Raw genomic sequence first — 16,393 nt, 5'->3', positions numbered from 1 at the left:
CCGAGGAAGGCCGCCGCCACACCGGCGTGTCGACGGACCCGGCAGGCGGCGCTGGAGACACGGGCGGCCGCCCCTTTCGAAAGGTGATGGACGCGAAACTCGTACGATCCGTCGCCGGCCAACAGGCGTGACGTCATTCCCCGGGCTGGAGCAGAAATGACGTCACATGCCGGCGGCAAGCGACATCGTGATATGACTCGGGGCTTGCGTGTTGCCTGATCATCAGCTGATGCCTGTGGGCTTGTGACCGCTGACGTTAGGCCGGCCGAACCCCGCGGCTGTTGATGAGCTTGTGGCTCTGAGCATCGCGCGATCGTCGTCGCGTGCGCCATCCCCTCTGCATCCCGTGTTGGTGGCCAGCCGTGATGTCGATCGGACATCTACTGGACATATGATGCGAGGAGTGACTGTCGGCTCACATCTCCTCGAGGTGATCAGGCGTGACCTGGTGGGGTTGCGTCGCGGTCAGGCGCTGGGCCGTCCGATGGCAGTCCTCGAGCTCAGCGCCGAGGTGCGTGGGCACCTTCTCGGTGGTCTCGGGCAGGAGGCCGACAGGTATCGCGTGGCCAGCGCGCTGACCGCCGTGTTGACCGAGGCGATCGACCAGCTCCGCGACCCCGAACGGATCTACGTCAGGGTCGACCTCAACCTGGCCGACGAGCACCGGTTCCCCACCCTCACTGAACGCCAGGAGTCGCTGGCGCACCAGCTCAGGTGCGCGGCGAAGACCGTCCGGCGCCACGCCGACCTGGCTCTGGACAGCCTGGCCTACCTGCTCGCCGCCCCCCGCGACCGCGCACCCGTACCCGTCCCCAGCCAGGCCCGGCCGGGCAGGGAGGTACCGGGCGACCGCGACCTTCGAGCCTTCTGGCGGCTGGAACAGCCCTGCCGCGTGGACATCGTCTGCTCGGAGATCCCACCGTCCGAACGTCCCTACTTCGCCGACCCGGCCGACCGTAACTACCTGCGGTACGCGAAGTTCGCCGATCTCGACAGCCTGATCTACCTGCGGACCCGGCTAGCGCAGCTGTCGCCCACCGCGACTCTGCGCGACTTCTCCCCGTCCGAGCACTACGACACCCACGCCGACGTCCTCGTCGTGGTGGGCGGCCCGCCGTGGAACGCGAAATACCGCGAGTTCCTCCCGCATCTGCCCTTCTCCTTCGAGCCCCGCCCGCTCGGCGAGGACGACCCGCTCGTCGTCCCGCAGCTGGGCGAGGCCAGCCTCGGACCACGCTGGACGGCACGGCACGAGCTCATCGAGGACATCGCCGTGTTCACCCGGATGACGCTCGCCCAGGGCACCACCGTCTTTTTGCTGGGCGGCTGCCTCACCCTTGGCGTCCTCGGCGCCGCGCACTGTTTCCTGGACGGGCGACAGGGCGCGCGCAGCGCCCGCTACGTTGATGACCTGCTCGGCGACGCCGACTTCGTCCTTGTCGCCGAGACCCGCCGAGTCGGCGGGATCACCGAGGTGGCCGACGTGGCCGCTGTCGGGCCGCTCCTCCTGCTCGCGCGCCAGGCCGATGGCGCGTTCGAAGCCACCGTCGACAACACCAAGCGTTACCGCCAGAACCGCCCTCCAGCGGTGGGCATGGTGAGCTGATGCCTGCCGCGGTCCTGCGCACCTACGTTGTCAGCCTCCGGAGGCGTCCCGACCGGCGCCTGTGGTTCAGCGGGCGGCTGCCGCGCGGGCTCTCGGTCACCTTCACGTCGGACTGGGACGGCCTGTTCGATGGCCAGCAGATCACCCGCGAAGCCTTGGAACAGGCTGGGGTCGGACTGTTCCCCTGGCCAGTCCCGTCGGACAACCCCTGGTGGAACCGGCCACTGAAAACCGGTGAGATCGGCTGCACCCTCGCGCACCTCGCCTGCTGGCGGCACGCACATGCCACGGGGGCCGAACCCTACGTCCTCGTCCTGGAAGACGACGCGGTGCTCCCACCCGACTTCCTCGACGAGCTCGCCGCCGCGCTGGAGCTGCTCGCCGCCCCCCACAGCTTCGACCTGCTCTACCTCGGTAGGTTTCCCCTTGAATCCAGCCGGCGCGTCCTGCCTGGAATCGTCTCGCCCGGCTACAGCCACTGCACCTTTGCCTACCTGCTGACCCGAGGAGCGATCCCAGCCCTTCTCGACAGCCGGCTGGAACAGGCCGTCATACCAATCGACGAATTCCTGCCGGCGATGTATCTCGACCATCCCCGGGTCGACGTACGCGCGCGGTTCTCAAGGCGACTGCGGGCAGTGGCGCTTGAACCACCCCTGGTCCATCAGCGCCCCAAGGAGGAAGCGGGAAGCGACACCGAACTGTCCAGGTCCGTCACCTGGTAGCCACGTCGGCGGTCCGCAGCCGCACCCAGTGCCGCAGCAGTCCCTGCAGCCGATCACCGCGCCATTCGTCCGCGGGTACCTGGACGTTCACGCCGACCACCACGTGATCAGGAGGGACATCCCTGGTCACCACAGCACCCGCGGCTACGTAGGCGCGCGGGCCGATGCGCACGCCACCGACGACCCGCGCGCCGTAGGCGACCACCGTGTCCGCCGCGACGACCGGCGGCGCCTCGTCGACATCCCACCAGTCCCGATGCGGCTGCGTGTACTCGTGCACCAGCTCGCCCATCACCGTCGACCGGTCCCCGATCGACACGCCGTCGCAGACAAACCCAGCAACCCGGGCATCGGCACCGATCGTCACCCGGTCGCAGATGTACGCCCCGTAAGCCAGCCGCGTCCGGGCGCCGACCGAACTGTCGTAGCCGACCCGCACCCGATCCTCAACCACACAGTCCTCGCCCAGCCGCACGCCCTCATAGAGCACGACCTGGTTGAAGATCAGGCAGCGCTCACTGATGACGACCGGCGCAGCCATCTCCGGCGCTGACGGCGTCAGCCGGTCCGCGCGCAGCCGCTCCTCCTTCAGGCAGCCAAGACAGCACTGCTCCCCGACGAGAGCGGTCGGCGCGAGAACGACGGAAGCCCGGGGAAGCGAACCGGTCACCGGGCGCCGCCGAACTGGTGGCCGAGCCAGCGCACGGTCACGGCGATCGCCTCGTCCTCCCGCTCGCGCGAGTCAAACCCGTGATCCGATCCGGCGACAGTGTGAAAGTCACAGGACGGCCGTGCTTCGGCCGCGTCACGGGCGATGTCGTACGACACGGCCTGGTCTTGGTCGCCGTGCACGACCAGAGCCGGGACCGAGCTGGCCAGGAAGGACTCCAGCGGCGCCGCCCCGTAGCGGTGGAACTCCTCGAATGCCACCCAGCCCAGCTCGAACCCGCCGTCCACCGGCAGGTAGCCGCGTTCCCGCAGGAGGCCACGCTGGCGAGGGTCCGCGAAGTTCTCGATCCCCCAAGGAAGTTCGGGCTCGACGAACGTCCGGGTCAGGTCCAGCACCGGGTTCCACAGCACCAGCCCACGCACCGGCAGCCGGCTCAGCGACAGCAGCGTCGAGACCGCGCCGAAACTCGCTGCCACCACCGCCAGCGGCTCGCCAAACCGTGTGACCGAATCTTCGACAATCGCGTCCAGGTCGATCATCTCGCCCGCCACCGTGACCCCCCGGGAGGCGCCGCCGCTACGGCCGTGACCGCGGTAGTCGAACCGCACGACGTTGAAACCCTCGGCGGCGAGCTGTTCGGCCAGCCGGACGAACATCCCGCCCTCGTCCATGTCGGCCGTGATGCCATGTGCCTGCACCACGGTCCCGCGCTCCACCGACGACGACACGTGCAGTGCGAGCCGCAGACGAACACCATCGGTCGCGGTCAGGCAGATCTCGTCCATTGCCCGAGTTTCCCTCCATTGCAGACAACCCGTCGAACGCCTCGTCGTGGGCGCCCGTTTCGGTGGTCAGGGCCTGGATCGCAGCACTGTCGGCCAGCGATGAGGGAGGTCCGGGCTTGTCCCTATGACCGCACCATCCGGCATGGGACCTCGGCGATCACGCCGCGTTACTGTCAGGCTGGGAAACAGCCGGACTGTGCCGACGAAGGGCGTCGATAGACGGGGATCCCCGGAGAACCAGCCCGCCAAGGTTGGGATGCCCACGCGGCCGAAGAGCTTGTCGCGAAAGCGGGCCATTTACGGGTCGAACCGGCTGACGAACCACTCGCCCGGATCATCGAGGGCGAACCAGCCGACTCCGCCCGGGGAGCCGATGGCAGGTAGGTGATCCTTAGCGGTCGAATTCGCCGTCGCGGGCGCCAGCCAGGAAAGCGGCCCATTCGGCGGCAGTGAAGCGGAGGACGGCGCCGTCGGGGTCTTTGGAGTCGCGGACGGCGCGACCGCCGTCGGCGAGGCGGAGGACTTCGACACATGCGCCGTTGCCGCTGCTGTGGCTGCTCTTGCGCCACGCGGCCTGGAGCATGTCCATGGTCCTCCTTCCTTGTCCTGCCGTGTCTACAGGCTAGCAGCAAGCTCGTTGATCAGCCGGAGCGTCGCGGTGGGTCCGAGGGCGACCGCGCGCAGGCTGTCGGTGATGGCGCGGTAGCGGCGGATGTCGGCCTCGGCTTCAAGGAACAGGTCGCCGGCCATGGAGTCGATGTAGACGATGGCAGGATCTGCGGGGTCGGGGAAGTCCAGCAGGATGTACGAGCCCGGCATGCCGGGGTGGGCGCCCGCCCCGAACCCGATCACCTGCAGGGTGATGTTCGGTCTGACCGCGGCCTCGGCCAGCCGGGCGAGCTGGGCCTGCATCACGTCGGACCCGCCGACGCGGCGGTGCAGGGCGGCCTCGTCGACGATGGCCCAGAACCGCGGCGGGTCGGGTTGGTCGAGCAGGGCCTGGCGTTCCATCCGTGCGCGAACCCGATGCTCGACCTCCTCGCTCGTGGCGGTCGGCAGGGTTCCGACGACGACGGCGCGGGCGTAGTCCTCGGTCTGCAGTAGGCCGGGAATGAACAGCGACTCGTAGTTGACGATCGCGCGAGCCTCGGCCTCGAAGCCGATGTAGGTGGCGTACTCCCCGGGCAGCTCGTCGGTGTAGGGCTGCAGCAGGCCAGGACGGTCGGCCTCGCGGGACAGTGCGATCAGCTCGGACTGGGTCTGCTCGTCGACGCCGTAGAGGGCGAGGATCGCCAGCAGCGTGCGTTTCTGCGGACGGCGGGCGCGGGCGGTCTCGATCCGGTAGATCGTGGCCGGGTCGATGTTGGTCCGGGCCGCGACGTCCTCCCGGCTGAGGCCGGACGCAGCGCGTAGCCGTCGTAGCTCGGCGGCCAGGCGGCGCAGTCGGATGGTCGGCGCGGTCCTGCGTGGCGCCATGGCGTACGTCCTTCCGGTTCTCTGCCTGCCCAGTAGATGCCAACCTTGCATCTTCGAGGTAGATATGTGCATGATTGCCTACGTCACTCTGGCACAACCTCAACCAGGTTGGAAGGCCGGGGTGCGCGACCGCCTCATGACGCCCGGGAAGGCCCGCCGCCATGCCGCCTGCCCTACCGACAACCACGCCGGCCCTAAGCCAGGCCGCGATGACCCAGCTCCCTGCCGAGCCAGTCGCGTGTCCGTTGGCCCGGCACGTCGTGCGCTGGATGCTCACCTGGTGGCGGCTGGACCACGCCCTCGACGTCGCTGAACTGCTCTGCGCGGAGCTCGTCGCGAACGCCGTCTCCGCGAGCATGTCGTCGGTCAGGACGTCGGGCTGGCGTGTTGGCGTTGAGCTGCGCCTGACCGTGACGGACGACCGGCTGCTGATTGAGGTCACCGATCCCGACCCCAGCCCGCCAGTGCCGCGTGACGCCGGGCCGGACGACGAGAACGGCCGGGGTCTTCTGCTCGTCGAGGCGCTTGCCGACCGGTGGGGTCACCTGGTTCTGACCTGCGCTGATACGGCCGTCGGGAAGGTCGTGTGGGCTCGGGCTGTGCGCGCCGACGACGCCCGGGGGACTGCCCCTTCGCTCCGTCGACCCGCTGGCGGTGCCTGGTCGAGGCCGGGGCGGTGTGGCGGGGCCGGATCCGGCGGTCCTGCGCCGGGTCCACGACCGACTCCAGAAGCTCTAGGTGCCCGACCCGGTCGGGCCCGCGGGGAGCCGCGGGACTGGCCGGCGACCCTCAGGAGGCCTCCCGTGCCCGTCCTCCCGAAGCAGGATGATCCACCCGATCCGGAGGTCCAAGTCTATGGCCTGGTTCGCCTTCCCGATTCCGATGAGCAGGCGACGCCGGCGGTGATCGTGCCGTTTGAGTCGCCGGCCGCGGCGCGTGCCCATGCCCGTCGGGCGGGTCTGACGCGGTATCTCGTCGGCCCGTTGGTCTTCGACACGGCTACCGATCCGGGCGGCTTGTCGGCGTCGGATCACGACACGCCCCGCGCGGTCGCCAGCCCTGCAGCCGCCAGCCCTGCAGCCGCCAGCCCGGCGGCCCGGCGGCCCGCGTTCCCGCCGGAACGACACGTCACGCCGACGGTCACGATCGACCTTCCCGACGTCGGGCCTGTCTCCGCCGAGGTGCCGACATTGGTGGCGCTGGACGGCGATGGTCTCGTCCTGTCCGGGGCGCCGTGGTGCGCGTCGACGAGGGGCGAGGACGGTCCGGTCGGGCTGTTGTTGCACAGGCGGAGTCTGGTGCCCGTCGCGCTCAGCCTCGCCGAACATCATCCCGCCGCCGGGCCGATCTCGGTCTGGCCCGAGGGAGTTCCCTCGCAGCTGACCGCGGTGGCGTTGGCGGTGGGTTGTCTTCTGCGGGCCTTCCGGCCGGCTGGCGGGCCTGCGCCGGTGATGTGCGCTGTGCGTCCGCCGATGCGCCGGACCCGGCCGGTGATCCGCCACCGCGTCACTACCGATCTTGACGGCGACCAGGCGCGGCTGACGGTCTGGGAGGTGCCCCTTCCAAGGCGGGTGGCCGGCGAGGCTGCGCGGGGGCGGCCGGTCGTTCGGGTGGCGGTGGCATGAGGCCGCACACCAACGTCCGACCGCTGTTCGGGAGGGCACTGTCCGGCGAGGTCCCGGAGAACTGGGTGGCGGTCGCGGCGGCGTTGAACGTGCGGATGGCGGTCTGCCGGGTCAGTCAGCGTGAGCTCGCGGAGCGTTCGGGAATCTCGGTGGCGACGTTGCGGATCCTGCAGCGTGGCACGGGGAGCCGCCGTGCGTACAACAGCACGCTGGCCGCGGTGTCTCGCGCGCTCGGCTGGCCCGACGATCACCTGATGGCCCTGCTCGCCGAACCGGCCGACACCCCGGGGGACTCCGCGGGCCCGCCGGCGGGAGGGGTGCCATCGGCGGCCTCGGCGTCGCCGGAGGCGTTGGCCGAGGTTCTGCGCGTCCTGCGTCGCATCGACCAGAACCTCGCCACCATCGCCCGTCACCTGACGCGACCTGCACCGACGCGTTAATCGCGAAGATCGACGAAAATTTTGCTTGTAAGCAGCTTCCGGTTCTGGGGTTCCCATTCGCACTGCCTCTATAGGAGCCCGTTTCTTGTGGACCGGAGGTGGCGATGGTTTCCCGTTCTGTGCGCCGACGCGTGTCGTCGGCGCGGTGGCGCCGGGTACGGCGGCTGGCGACAGTGGTCGGTGCGGTGGCATTGCTGGCGGTGTCGTCGGCGGGGACGCCGGCGATGGCGGCGACGACTGCGCCTGCGGCGACAACTGCGCCCGCGACGACTGCGCCGGGTGCTGGGGTGCCGGGGATTGATGTGAAGCCGGGGTGGGAGGACATGCCCGGCCGGGACAAGATCCAGTCGTTGTTGGGGGTGACGTCGCAGGTCGGGTTGGCGTGTTGCATCGGCTCGGTGATCATCGGCGGGGCGGCGATGGGGATCGGCCGGGCCACGGGTGCCGGGCAGGCGTCTGGTCGGGGTTTGACGATGGTGCTGGGTGGTGGTGGCGGGGCGGTGCTGATCCTTTTGGCGCCGGCGCTGATCGGATGGCTTTCCCGGTGAGCGCCGAGCCCGGCCCCGTCCGCCCCGGCGACGAGTCGACCGGTTGGACGCCACCCCGAAGCTCTTGGACGCCCGAGGTCCCTGCCGATCGGCTCGCGGAGGCCGGGTGGGTGCCCGAGCCCGACGCACCGTCCTGGCCTGCCGAGCTCGTCGCCGCGGATCCGGGCGTGGCGGACGGCCTGGACGCCGATACCGCCGACCGTGGAAGCGGACGGGCGCACTCATGGTGGTCCGGTGCATCGACCCGGACGGGCTGGCCCCAGCAGCCCGTCACGACGACCGGGCCGGCCGAGTCGGGTGGGCAGGAGCCGGCGGGGTGGGCCGCGTTGGACCCGCCGGGTCACCAGCCGACCTTGACCGGCGGTGCCTTGGCCGGGCCGCCGGTCGAGGAGGTGTGGACGCCGCCGCGGGTCGAGCGGTGGTGGCTGGAGCGGCTGGTCGCGGCGATGCTGGTCGTGACGCTGCTGGCGGCGAGTCTGCTGTGCGCGGTCGTGATCTGGCGGCTGCTGAACCCGCCCCCGGTGCGCGTCTGTCTTCCGCAGCCGGCCGCCGTGTATGAGTGCGGGGCGACGGGCGGCGACGGCCTGTGGAGCAGCGCGACGCCCCCCGCCGGGCCGCTTACCGCCTCGGCATCCGCGTGTTCCGGTTTTCGCCGTGCTTCGCCCGGGTCGGCGCCGCCGCGTCAGGCACTGGCGCCGACGACCCGGGTGGGTTGACGATGGGCTGGTTCGGGAACCTGGTCGGATCGGGGATTCAGGACGTCCTGAAGGCTCTGATCGAGGTCCTGGTCGGGGCGTTCCGTGACCGGACCAGCGATCTGTTGAGCGAGTTGTTCGCCGCGTCGACGCGGCCGCATCTGACCGCGTCGAGCTACCTGGCCGGGAACGGGCCGTATCACACGGTGGCGACGTTCAGCGGGGCGTTACTGGTCGGCGCGCTGCTTGTCGGCGTGATCCAGGGGCTGTTGTCGGGGGAGCCGGGGCAGGCGTTCGCACGGATGGGTCGGCAGCTGCCGGTCGCGGTGCTCGCGATCGCGGGTCTTCCGTGGCTGGTCGACCGGCTGCTGACGATCGCGGACGCGCTTGCCGGCGCGGTCCTTCCTGCGGACACGGCGGCGACGTTGACCGACCGGATGGCGTTGCCGCCGTCGCAGGATGCCCCGGGGCTGCTGTTGACGTTGGTGGTGTTCGTCGGCGGGGTGCTGCTCTACATGGAGCTCATCGTGCGCGACACCCTGGTGTTGATCGTGGTCGCGCTCGCTCCGCTGAGCCTCGCCGCCTCCGTGCTGCCCGCGGCCCGCGCCGCGGCCGGGCAGCTCGCCCGCATGGTGGCCGCGGCGGTGCTCGCCAAACCGGCGATCTTCCTGGCGTTGCGGATCGGGATCGACCAGCTCAACGAGGGCGCGAACAGCGACGGCGGAACCAGCTGGGGGCAGTACCTGCTCGGCCTGACCACCGTCGTGGTCGCCGTGTTCATGCCTGCGGTGGTCTGGCGTCTCATCCCGATCGTCGAGGCGTACGCCCTGGCCCAAGGCCTGTCGCGCGCCCCGTTCCACGCGGCGCAGCAGACCGCGCAGCTCGCCTACTGGGGCCGCGCCCTGGGCGGTGCCACCCGCCTCGGCGGCGGCCGCGGCACCGGAGGCGGCCGGGGCGCAGCCGCCGGCCTGCCCGGGGGAGACGCACCCACGTCGACGGCCGGCCGTGACCCGATCAGGCCCCGCAGCCTTCCCGACCCGCCGACCAACGACGCCACCACCGGGTCGGCCACCGGCCCGACGTCCGGCCCGGGTCCGACTGGCCGGCCGCAGACCACCCCGCGCCCCGACGAGCCACGGCCGCCGGCCAGCCAGCCCAGGCCGGAGGCGACGCCACCGCGCCGGCCGGCCCGTCCCCAGCCACGTCCGACTCCGCCGCCGCCCGCTCATCCGGGCGGCGCGGCCACCCCGGACCCCGGCCGGTGAGCAGCCCACCGGTCTACCGGCTGCCACCCCGCCGAGCCGGCACCGCGCTCTACGGCCTGACCGTCTCCCAGCTCACCCTGACCGCCACCGGCGTGACGTCCCTGATCCTGGCCACGGTCCTCGTCGGCGGCCGGGCCGGTGTGCTCACCGGCACCGCCGCCCTGGTCGTCGCTGTGCTGCTGGCCACCGTCCGCCTTGGCGGCGAAACGCTGCACGACCTGCTACCTCTGCTCCTCCGGTTCGCCCTCGCCGGCCCCCGCCGCCGCGTGGCCGCCCGTCGGACCGCGGCGGCCGGGGCTGGCCTGCCGGGCTGGCTACCTGGCCTCGACCTGCTCACCGTCGACCCCACTGCGGCGGCCACCGTCGACGGCGCCCCGGCCGTGGTCCTGCGCCACCGCCGGTCGGGCGCGTTCACCGTCGTCCTCGACATCCGCGGCGGCCCGTTCACCCTCGCCGAACCAGCCGACCAGCATCGTCGCCTCGCTGCCTGGGCAGGCGTCCTGGCCCAGACCGCCCGCGACCCCGCGGTCCGCACCCTCGGCTTCACCGTCCACACCCCCCCCCCCCCCCCCCCCCCCCCCCCCACCCCCCCCCCCCCGCCCGCCCCCCCCGGCCCCCCCGCCCACCCCGCGCCTCGCCGCGCCGACCACCCCACCGGGACGGGGACGGCCGCCGTGGTGGACCTCGCCAGCAGCGGCCGTACCGGCGAGGCGGGCGCGGCGGCGGCGGCGGCGTCCTACCGCCGCCTGCTCGCCGACACCCTGCTGCAGCAGCACGACCTACGCCTCTGGCTGACCATCGACCCCCACCACACCCACGACACGCACCGCGCCGACCGAACCCGCCGGCGCGGCGCGTACCCCGAACTCGTCGCCGTCGCCGCCGCTGCGGCGCTCGCCGCGCGCGCCCGCGCCGCCGGCCTCACCGTCCACGGCGCCCTGTCCCAGGCCCGCCTCATCGCCGACATCCTCACCCAGCTCGACCCCCACACCCCCAACCCCGACGCCACCGCGGATCCCGGCGACGATCCGGAACCACTCACCGCCGCGGCGCGCCGCCACCTCACCGTCGTCACCGACAACGAGGCACCGCGAGCAGCGGCCCCGCTACCGACGCTTGCCGCGACCGGGACAGCACCGTCTGTCGGGCTGGCGGCCCGCGCCGGTCTACCCGGCGCCCGCCCCGTCCCACCCCGCCCCCGCACGCCGGCGAGCGCCCCCGCACCGGCCTCCGGACCGGCGACCGCCGGCGCCACCGCCCGCCCGCGGCGCTCGACGACCGGCGCCGCGGCGGAAGCCAGGCTCGCGATGGCTCCCTCGCCGCAGCCCGAGCAGACGTCGGATGACCCCGCGAACCCGGAACCCGGATCAGACCCGCGCCGTCGTCGCGCTACGCGCGACCGCCACCGCCTGTCCCCGCTCGCACCACCGCGCCGCGGCCACCCGCCGGCCAACGATCCAGCGCGGCCGGCGGCAGAACTCGCGGCCTACTGGGACGCGGTCCGCGTCGGCGCGACCTGGCACCGGGTCTTCCGCATCGCCACCTGGCCCGCCGGCCCGCTACACCCCGGCTGGCTCGACCCCCTCCTGCACGAGTCCCCACCCGGCCGCACCCTGACCACCGCCCTCACCCCAATACCGCCCGCCGCATCCCGCCGCCGCCTCAACCACGACACCGCCGCCCTCGACCTGGCCATCCAGATCCGCGACCGCCACGCCGTCCGCATCCCCGTCCACCTCACCCGCGCCCGCGACGACATCGACAGGCGCGACGCCGAACTCTCCGCCGGCCACCCCGAACTCGCCTACCTCACCCTGATCGACCTCGCCGCCCCCAGCCGCCCCGCCCTCGACACCGCCACCGCCGAACTCGTCGACCTCGCCGCCCGTGCCGGCATCACCGACCTACGCCCCCTACACGGCCGCCACCACCACGCCCTGGCCGCCACCCTCCCGCTCGGCCTCACCCCCCGCCGCCCCCACCCCGGAGCCACCTGATGCCCGCCGCGCCCACCCCACGCCGCCGACCACACCGCTACCGCCGCGGCCGGCCGGGCCCGACGGTGCCACTCACCCTGCCCTGGGACATCGCCACCACTGCCCACCTCTGCGCCCTACACCCGTTCTCCATCGAAACCGGCCTCGGCCAGCCGGGACCTCTGCTCGGCACCGACCGCCTCGCCGGCGGCGCCTTCCACTTCGACCTCGTCACCGCCTACGAACACGGACTCATCCAAGGCCCCAACATGGTCATCTCCGGCGCCGGCGCCCACGGCAAAAGCGCCCTCGCCAAGACCTACCTCCACCGCACCACCGCCCTCACCACCCAGGCCGGCCGTCGCCGCTGGACCGCCGTCCTCGACCCCAAAGGCGAATGGACCACCCTCGGCCACCACCTCGGCTACGCCGTCCTACGCCTCCAACCCGGCGGCACCCTACGCGTCAACCCCCTCGACACCACCGCCACCGCCCCGCCCTCAGGCGGCCATCGGCGCGCCCGCGCCCCGCGCGACGTCACCGGCGCGCACGCGGCCGATAGCCCGACAGGGCCCGAGCCCGAGGGCGTCGACGACCTGGTCGCCGGTCTCGCCGCGCAGCGCGCCGCCGTCCTGGAGGCGCTGCTCGCCGTCGCCCTCGACCGCCCCACCCTCGACCCCAGCCAGCACCGCCTCCTCGTCGAAACCGCCCGCCGCCTCACCACCCACACAGGCGCCATCCCCGCTGGGCCGAACGCGCCGACCCTGCACCACGTCCGTCAGCTACTCGCCCACCCCGATCACACCCTCGCCGCCGACCTCGACACCACCCTCGACGAACTCCTCGACCGCCGCCGCCCCCTCCTCGACGCGACCGTCACCCTCCTCGACCACGACCTACGCGGCATCGCCGACGGCCCCACCACCCCCGGCCTTGACTGGCGCACCGCCCCCGGTCTCATCCTCGATCTCTCCGCCCTGCTCACCAGCCCGCGCGCCCTCAAACTCGTCCTGACCGCCGCCACCGGCTGGCTCGCCGCCGTCATGCACGGCCAACCCGCAACCCACAAACTCACCATCGTCGACGAAGCCTGGATCGCCCTCGACGACCCCGCCATCGCCCGCCACCTCCACAACCAATGGCGCCTCGGCCGCCAGTTCGGCCAGGTCAACATCCTCATCACCCACGCCATCGCCGACCTCAACACCAACACCGGCACCGGGCGCGGCGGTGCCGGCACCGCCGAAGGCCTCCTCAACACCACCTCCGTCCGTGTCTACCTCCACCAGAACCCCGAACACATCACCCGCCTCCTCGCCCACATGGGCCTCACCACCCCCCAAAGCAACCTTCTCGACCACCTCCCACCCTTCACCGCCATCTGGCAAATCGGCCCCCACACCGCCCTCGTCGACCACTCCATCGCCCCCGACGAATGGACCTTCGCCGACACCGACACCGCCATGACCAGCCAGCAATGAGCGCCCCCAAAATGGGCGTAGGCTGCTGGTCACGGCACCCTGCATGGCCGCCGCGTCGCGTATTCCGTCCGCAGGTCGTCGTCGAATCCACGCTGGGCAGGAGCATCTATCACCAGCCTGAAGCACGCGACTCGGATGGCGGTTCAGGAGCAAGGTGGTTCGTTCGGCATCTCTGTTTCAGGTACCAGTTCCCTCCACTCCCCCTCGGAGAGGCGATTGGCCTGACAGGATGCGGTGACGAGCTGTTTGGCATCGAGACTCCACGCCCGCACCGAACCGTCGTCGCCGGCGGTGAAAAGCAGATCGTCGTTGCTGAGCGCCACGGCGGTGACATCGTCACTGTGACCTCTCAGGGTAGCCAGTGGCTGAACGTTCTCGCCGTGATCCTCGGCGTTCCACACTCGTACGGTGTTATCGCGGCTGCTTGCGATCAACAGTCGTTCGCCATCACTGAACGCTACTCCGGTGAGGTCGCTGGTCGCCCCCTTGAAGGTCGCGAGCGGCTGGATATCCTCGCCAGGGACCGCTATATTCCATGCTCGCGCGGTGTCGTCGGCGCTGCTGGTGAATAGCATCCGATTGTCGTCGCTGAACGCCACATCTGTGATCTCTTCGTTATGGCCGATCAAGGTGGCCATCGGCTCGACGTGCTGGCCGGGTGTCGTGGTCTTCCATATGCGCACGGCTCCGCTTGTGTAGCGGCCGGCCAATAGCCGCCCGTCCTTGCTGAAGTCCAGGGCGGAGAGACTCTTTGTTATTGAGGCGCGGTCGTAGGTCAGAGTCGCGAGGGGTTGGGAGGTTTCTCCGGGGATGGTAGCGTTCCATAGATGTACTTCATCAAAAGTGCCAGTGGCCACTAGCCTTCCGTCGGGACTCGGACTGATGGCTGATACCAGCCTGCGCCTGGTACCGAATTCGTCTGATATCTGTGGAATGCGGAACGTGGACACGGGATCGGCGTGGAGCGAATTGGGATCAAGATCCCACGTATCGGCGACAACTTCGCCAAAGGTGCTGGAACCATCATCTTGAGTACCCAGACTCACGATGAACATGCGCCCGTCCCGGTTGTAGATTGTGGAGGGGTCGAACTTCACCGCGTCCGAGGCGAAGCCGGTTATCCTTTTAACGTTGTCGCCCCGGTTGGCGGTATTCCACACGAGCACGGTGTCGTCGTCGCCGCCAGCAGCGAGGAGATTTTCGTTGCCGTTGAACGCTGGACCGGCGACCGCGCCGGTGTGACCGACAAGCGTAGCCACCGGTGCGACCTCTCCACCGCTAGTCACGACCTCCCACACTCGGACAGTCGAGTCCTCGCTGCTCGCAGCAAGCAACTTACCGTCTCCACTCAATGCAATCCCGTTGACCGCGCCGGCCGGCCCAGTGAATGTGGCCCGGGAACCGAGGAAAGTGAGCACACTGCCACGGGCTTCAGTAGTGGGTGAGGTCCGATAAGCGGCGATGGCTAGCTTGCGGGCACGATCTGGTCGATCCGCGCTATCGAACGCCGCGTTGGCGAGTCTGCGTGACACCGCAGCCAGGTCAGGACCAGTTACCTGCGTGTCAGGTACCTGCGTGTGCGGGATGTCGGCGATTCCGCCGTCGGACGTCGGCCAGAACTTTACGAGCACGACGACCAGTGCGACCGACATGACCACTGCAAGCGCCTTGGGCCAGTGTCGCAACGCTCTTTTATAGCCCCCGGTCGAACTCGCTCTCGGTGCGCCCTGCTGCGAAGCCGCAGGGCTTGGCTCCTGGACCTGAAATCGATAGAAGGACTCAATGGATACTCCCGCCGGGACCGCGGCAGAAGGCATCGTCATATGAGCTAGACCCTCCGCGCGACCCCCGTCGGCTCCAGATCCACCAGGGAATGCGAGAACCAGTTCAGCCCTACTGCGTAGAGCGGGGTAGGGTGGAAATACCTCACCGGGAAACAACGGCTCGGCCGTTGGCTTTGCGCGTCCCTCACGGACGGAACGGATGTTGTCGAGCAGGCGCTGTCGGGCACCTTCGGCCGGGATGCCAAACAGGTCGAACGAGACTACCCCGTCCAGCGGGAGGGGACGGGTGCAGTCCTCAACCCGCACCGGGACCACCTTGCGTTCGAGACCGCTCGGATCCTGCCGGAAAGCGGCCTCCCATTCGTGTCGCCCGTACACAGACGTCAAGTAGGCATGAGACAGCACCACCAGTACCCGTTCGCTGCCTCGTACGCCATCGGACATCCGGGCCATCCAATGCGCCCCGGGGACGAAGTCCCAGCCCTGGAACAGGACCCGGTAGCCGGCATCTTCGAGCTGCCAGGCAATCCACTCTGCCCAAACCCGGTCCGCCTGCGTGTACGAGATGAAGAAATCCCAGGTAAGACGATCTTGACGTTCCCCCATGCCAGACATCATGCACGGACGTCTCGAGTCCAACATTTCGGGGCCCTGGATCTGGAGGCCGTCTGGTCGAGACGCTACAACCGGACGCGACGGTGCGGTACGCCAGCCGGTGTGCGGTGTCGCGGAGCCAGTAGCGCCGCCGAGATGCTCCGCCGGAGCCGCACACGGCCCCACGGCCACGCGGCTCGTACCAGCCGTTCCGGTCGTCTGGAGCGAGCCGGCGACTACCGTAGCAAGTACGTCCAGGTCCGACGCGTGACCGCCCGCTGGTCCGAAGGCGAGCACAACGGCTGCGTCGCCGAGGCCACTGGTGAACTCTGCCCCAGCGGGGATCGCTGTCGCCGGGCGGCCAGTTCGGCTCCTGTCGAGCCTCGAGCGATCGTCCGGCCGTCGAGGTTGACATAAGTCGAGAACGGGGCCAACAGGCCGGGCTGATCGGCTGGGTGAGCCTCGCCGCCCAGGCCGGGTTGGCGAGGACGCGTTGGATGAGGACGGTCTTGAGACAGGTGGCGGCGGCCTGCAGCAGGTGCAGCGCCAGCGCGGAGATCCCGGCAGAGTCACGACCAGGACCAGTGAACTGACCGCGCTTCTCGGACAGCTCGACCGAACAGACCTCGGCTGCTATCCACGTCGCCCACTTGGCCCTGTCACCGACCGACCAGTCGCGGAGACCGAGCTGCTCGCGAAGCTCCGCCCGGTGGCGCTTTGTCT

At 70.5% G+C, this 16,393-nt stretch carries 14 protein-coding genes and 1 pseudogene; 10 read left to right on the top strand and 5 right to left on the bottom strand.

Translation table 11 applies throughout. The features are described 5' to 3' along the window. Positions 1-403 precede the first annotated feature (403 nt). Together QOZ89_RS33460 and QOZ89_RS33455 are read left to right on the top strand one after the other, a co-directional pair. Positions 404-1,606 (top strand): hypothetical protein, encoded by a 1,203-nt coding sequence (locus QOZ89_RS33460; RefSeq protein WP_312627748.1) that lies wholly within the window; start codon positions 404-406, stop codon positions 1,604-1,606. Further along, the gene (locus QOZ89_RS33455) at positions 1,606-2,331 is read left to right on the top strand and encodes a glycosyltransferase family 25 protein (protein WP_312627746.1); all 726 of its coding nucleotides are present in this window, start codon (positions 1,606-1,608) and stop codon (positions 2,329-2,331) included. Before QOZ89_RS33460 ends, QOZ89_RS33455 begins: the two co-directional genes overlap by 1 nt. On the opposite strand, the gene QOZ89_RS33450 is transcribed toward QOZ89_RS33455, so the two are convergent. From QOZ89_RS33450 to QOZ89_RS33435, 4 genes are all read right to left on the bottom strand, one after another. After that, positions 2,321-3,001, bottom strand: coding sequence for an acyltransferase (locus tag QOZ89_RS33450; RefSeq protein WP_312627744.1), 681 nt, complete (start codon positions 2,999-3,001; stop codon positions 2,321-2,323). The two genes, QOZ89_RS33455 and QOZ89_RS33450, sit on opposite strands and share 11 nt — an antisense overlap. Continuing rightward, a complete protein-coding gene (locus tag QOZ89_RS33445; RefSeq protein ID WP_312627742.1) occupies positions 2,998-3,786 on the bottom strand; it encodes an alpha/beta hydrolase in 789 nt (262 codons plus the stop codon). The genes QOZ89_RS33450 and QOZ89_RS33445 overlap by 4 nt, the downstream gene beginning before the upstream one ends. Positions 3,787-4,177: 391 nt before the next feature. Then, positions 4,178-4,375: a DUF397 domain-containing protein gene (locus QOZ89_RS33440; RefSeq protein ID WP_312627740.1), complete on the bottom strand. Its 198-nt coding sequence runs from the start codon at positions 4,373-4,375 to the stop codon at positions 4,178-4,180. A gap of 26 nt (positions 4,376-4,401) precedes the next feature. Continuing rightward, positions 4,402-5,262: a helix-turn-helix domain-containing protein gene (locus QOZ89_RS33435; protein WP_312627738.1), complete on the bottom strand. Its 861-nt coding sequence runs from the start codon at positions 5,260-5,262 to the stop codon at positions 4,402-4,404. A gap of 161 nt (positions 5,263-5,423) precedes the next feature. Here QOZ89_RS33435 and QOZ89_RS47735 point away from each other — a divergent pair. The 8 genes and pseudogenes from QOZ89_RS47735 to QOZ89_RS33395 form a co-directional block, all read left to right on the top strand. Continuing rightward, positions 5,424-5,741: pseudogene (locus QOZ89_RS47735) on the top strand (ATP-binding protein); the annotation flags it as partial. A gap of 423 nt (positions 5,742-6,164) precedes the next feature. After that, on the top strand, positions 6,165-6,887 hold the full coding sequence (locus QOZ89_RS33425; RefSeq protein WP_312627734.1) for a hypothetical protein: 723 nt from the start codon (positions 6,165-6,167) through the stop codon (positions 6,885-6,887). Then, entirely contained in the window at positions 6,884-7,327 is a 444-nt protein-coding gene (locus QOZ89_RS33420; protein WP_312627732.1) for a helix-turn-helix domain-containing protein, read from the top strand. The genes QOZ89_RS33425 and QOZ89_RS33420 overlap by 4 nt, the downstream gene beginning before the upstream one ends. A gap of 185 nt (positions 7,328-7,512) precedes the next feature. Then, positions 7,513-7,875 carry a hypothetical protein gene (locus QOZ89_RS33415; RefSeq protein ID WP_312627730.1) on the top strand — a complete coding sequence of 121 codons (363 nt, stop codon included), beginning with the start codon at positions 7,513-7,515 and terminating at the stop codon, positions 7,873-7,875. A gap of 110 nt (positions 7,876-7,985) precedes the next feature. Then, positions 7,986-8,591 (top strand): hypothetical protein, encoded by a 606-nt coding sequence (locus QOZ89_RS33410; protein WP_312627728.1) that lies wholly within the window; start codon positions 7,986-7,988, stop codon positions 8,589-8,591. A 2-nt stretch (positions 8,592-8,593) separates the two neighbouring features. After that, a complete protein-coding gene (locus tag QOZ89_RS33405; protein WP_312627726.1) occupies positions 8,594-9,835 on the top strand; it encodes a TrbL/VirB6 family protein in 1,242 nt (413 codons plus the stop codon). Continuing rightward, on the top strand, positions 9,832-11,832 hold the full coding sequence (locus tag QOZ89_RS33400) for an SCO6880 family protein (protein ID WP_312627724.1): 2,001 nt from the start codon (positions 9,832-9,834) through the stop codon (positions 11,830-11,832). The genes QOZ89_RS33405 and QOZ89_RS33400 overlap by 4 nt, the downstream gene beginning before the upstream one ends. Continuing rightward, positions 11,832-13,292, top strand: a complete 1,461-nt coding sequence (locus QOZ89_RS33395) for a putative type IV secretion/conjugal transfer ATPase (protein ID WP_312627722.1) — start codon at positions 11,832-11,834, stop codon at positions 13,290-13,292. The genes QOZ89_RS33400 and QOZ89_RS33395 overlap by 1 nt, the downstream gene beginning before the upstream one ends. A 143-nt stretch (positions 13,293-13,435) precedes the next feature. Here the strand turns inward: QOZ89_RS33395 and QOZ89_RS33390 are convergent, their stop codons facing one another. Further along, positions 13,436-15,694: a toll/interleukin-1 receptor domain-containing protein gene (locus QOZ89_RS33390; protein WP_312627720.1), complete on the bottom strand. Its 2,259-nt coding sequence runs from the start codon at positions 15,692-15,694 to the stop codon at positions 13,436-13,438. Positions 15,695-16,393 lie beyond the last annotated feature (699 nt).

It is taken from the genome of Pseudofrankia coriaricola (assembly GCF_032027725.1).
GTDB lineage: Bacteria > Actinomycetota > Actinomycetes > Frankiales > Frankiaceae > Pseudofrankia.
The sequence above is the reverse complement of the archived record's forward strand: the minus strand, read 5'-3'. Positions and strand labels throughout refer to the sequence as shown.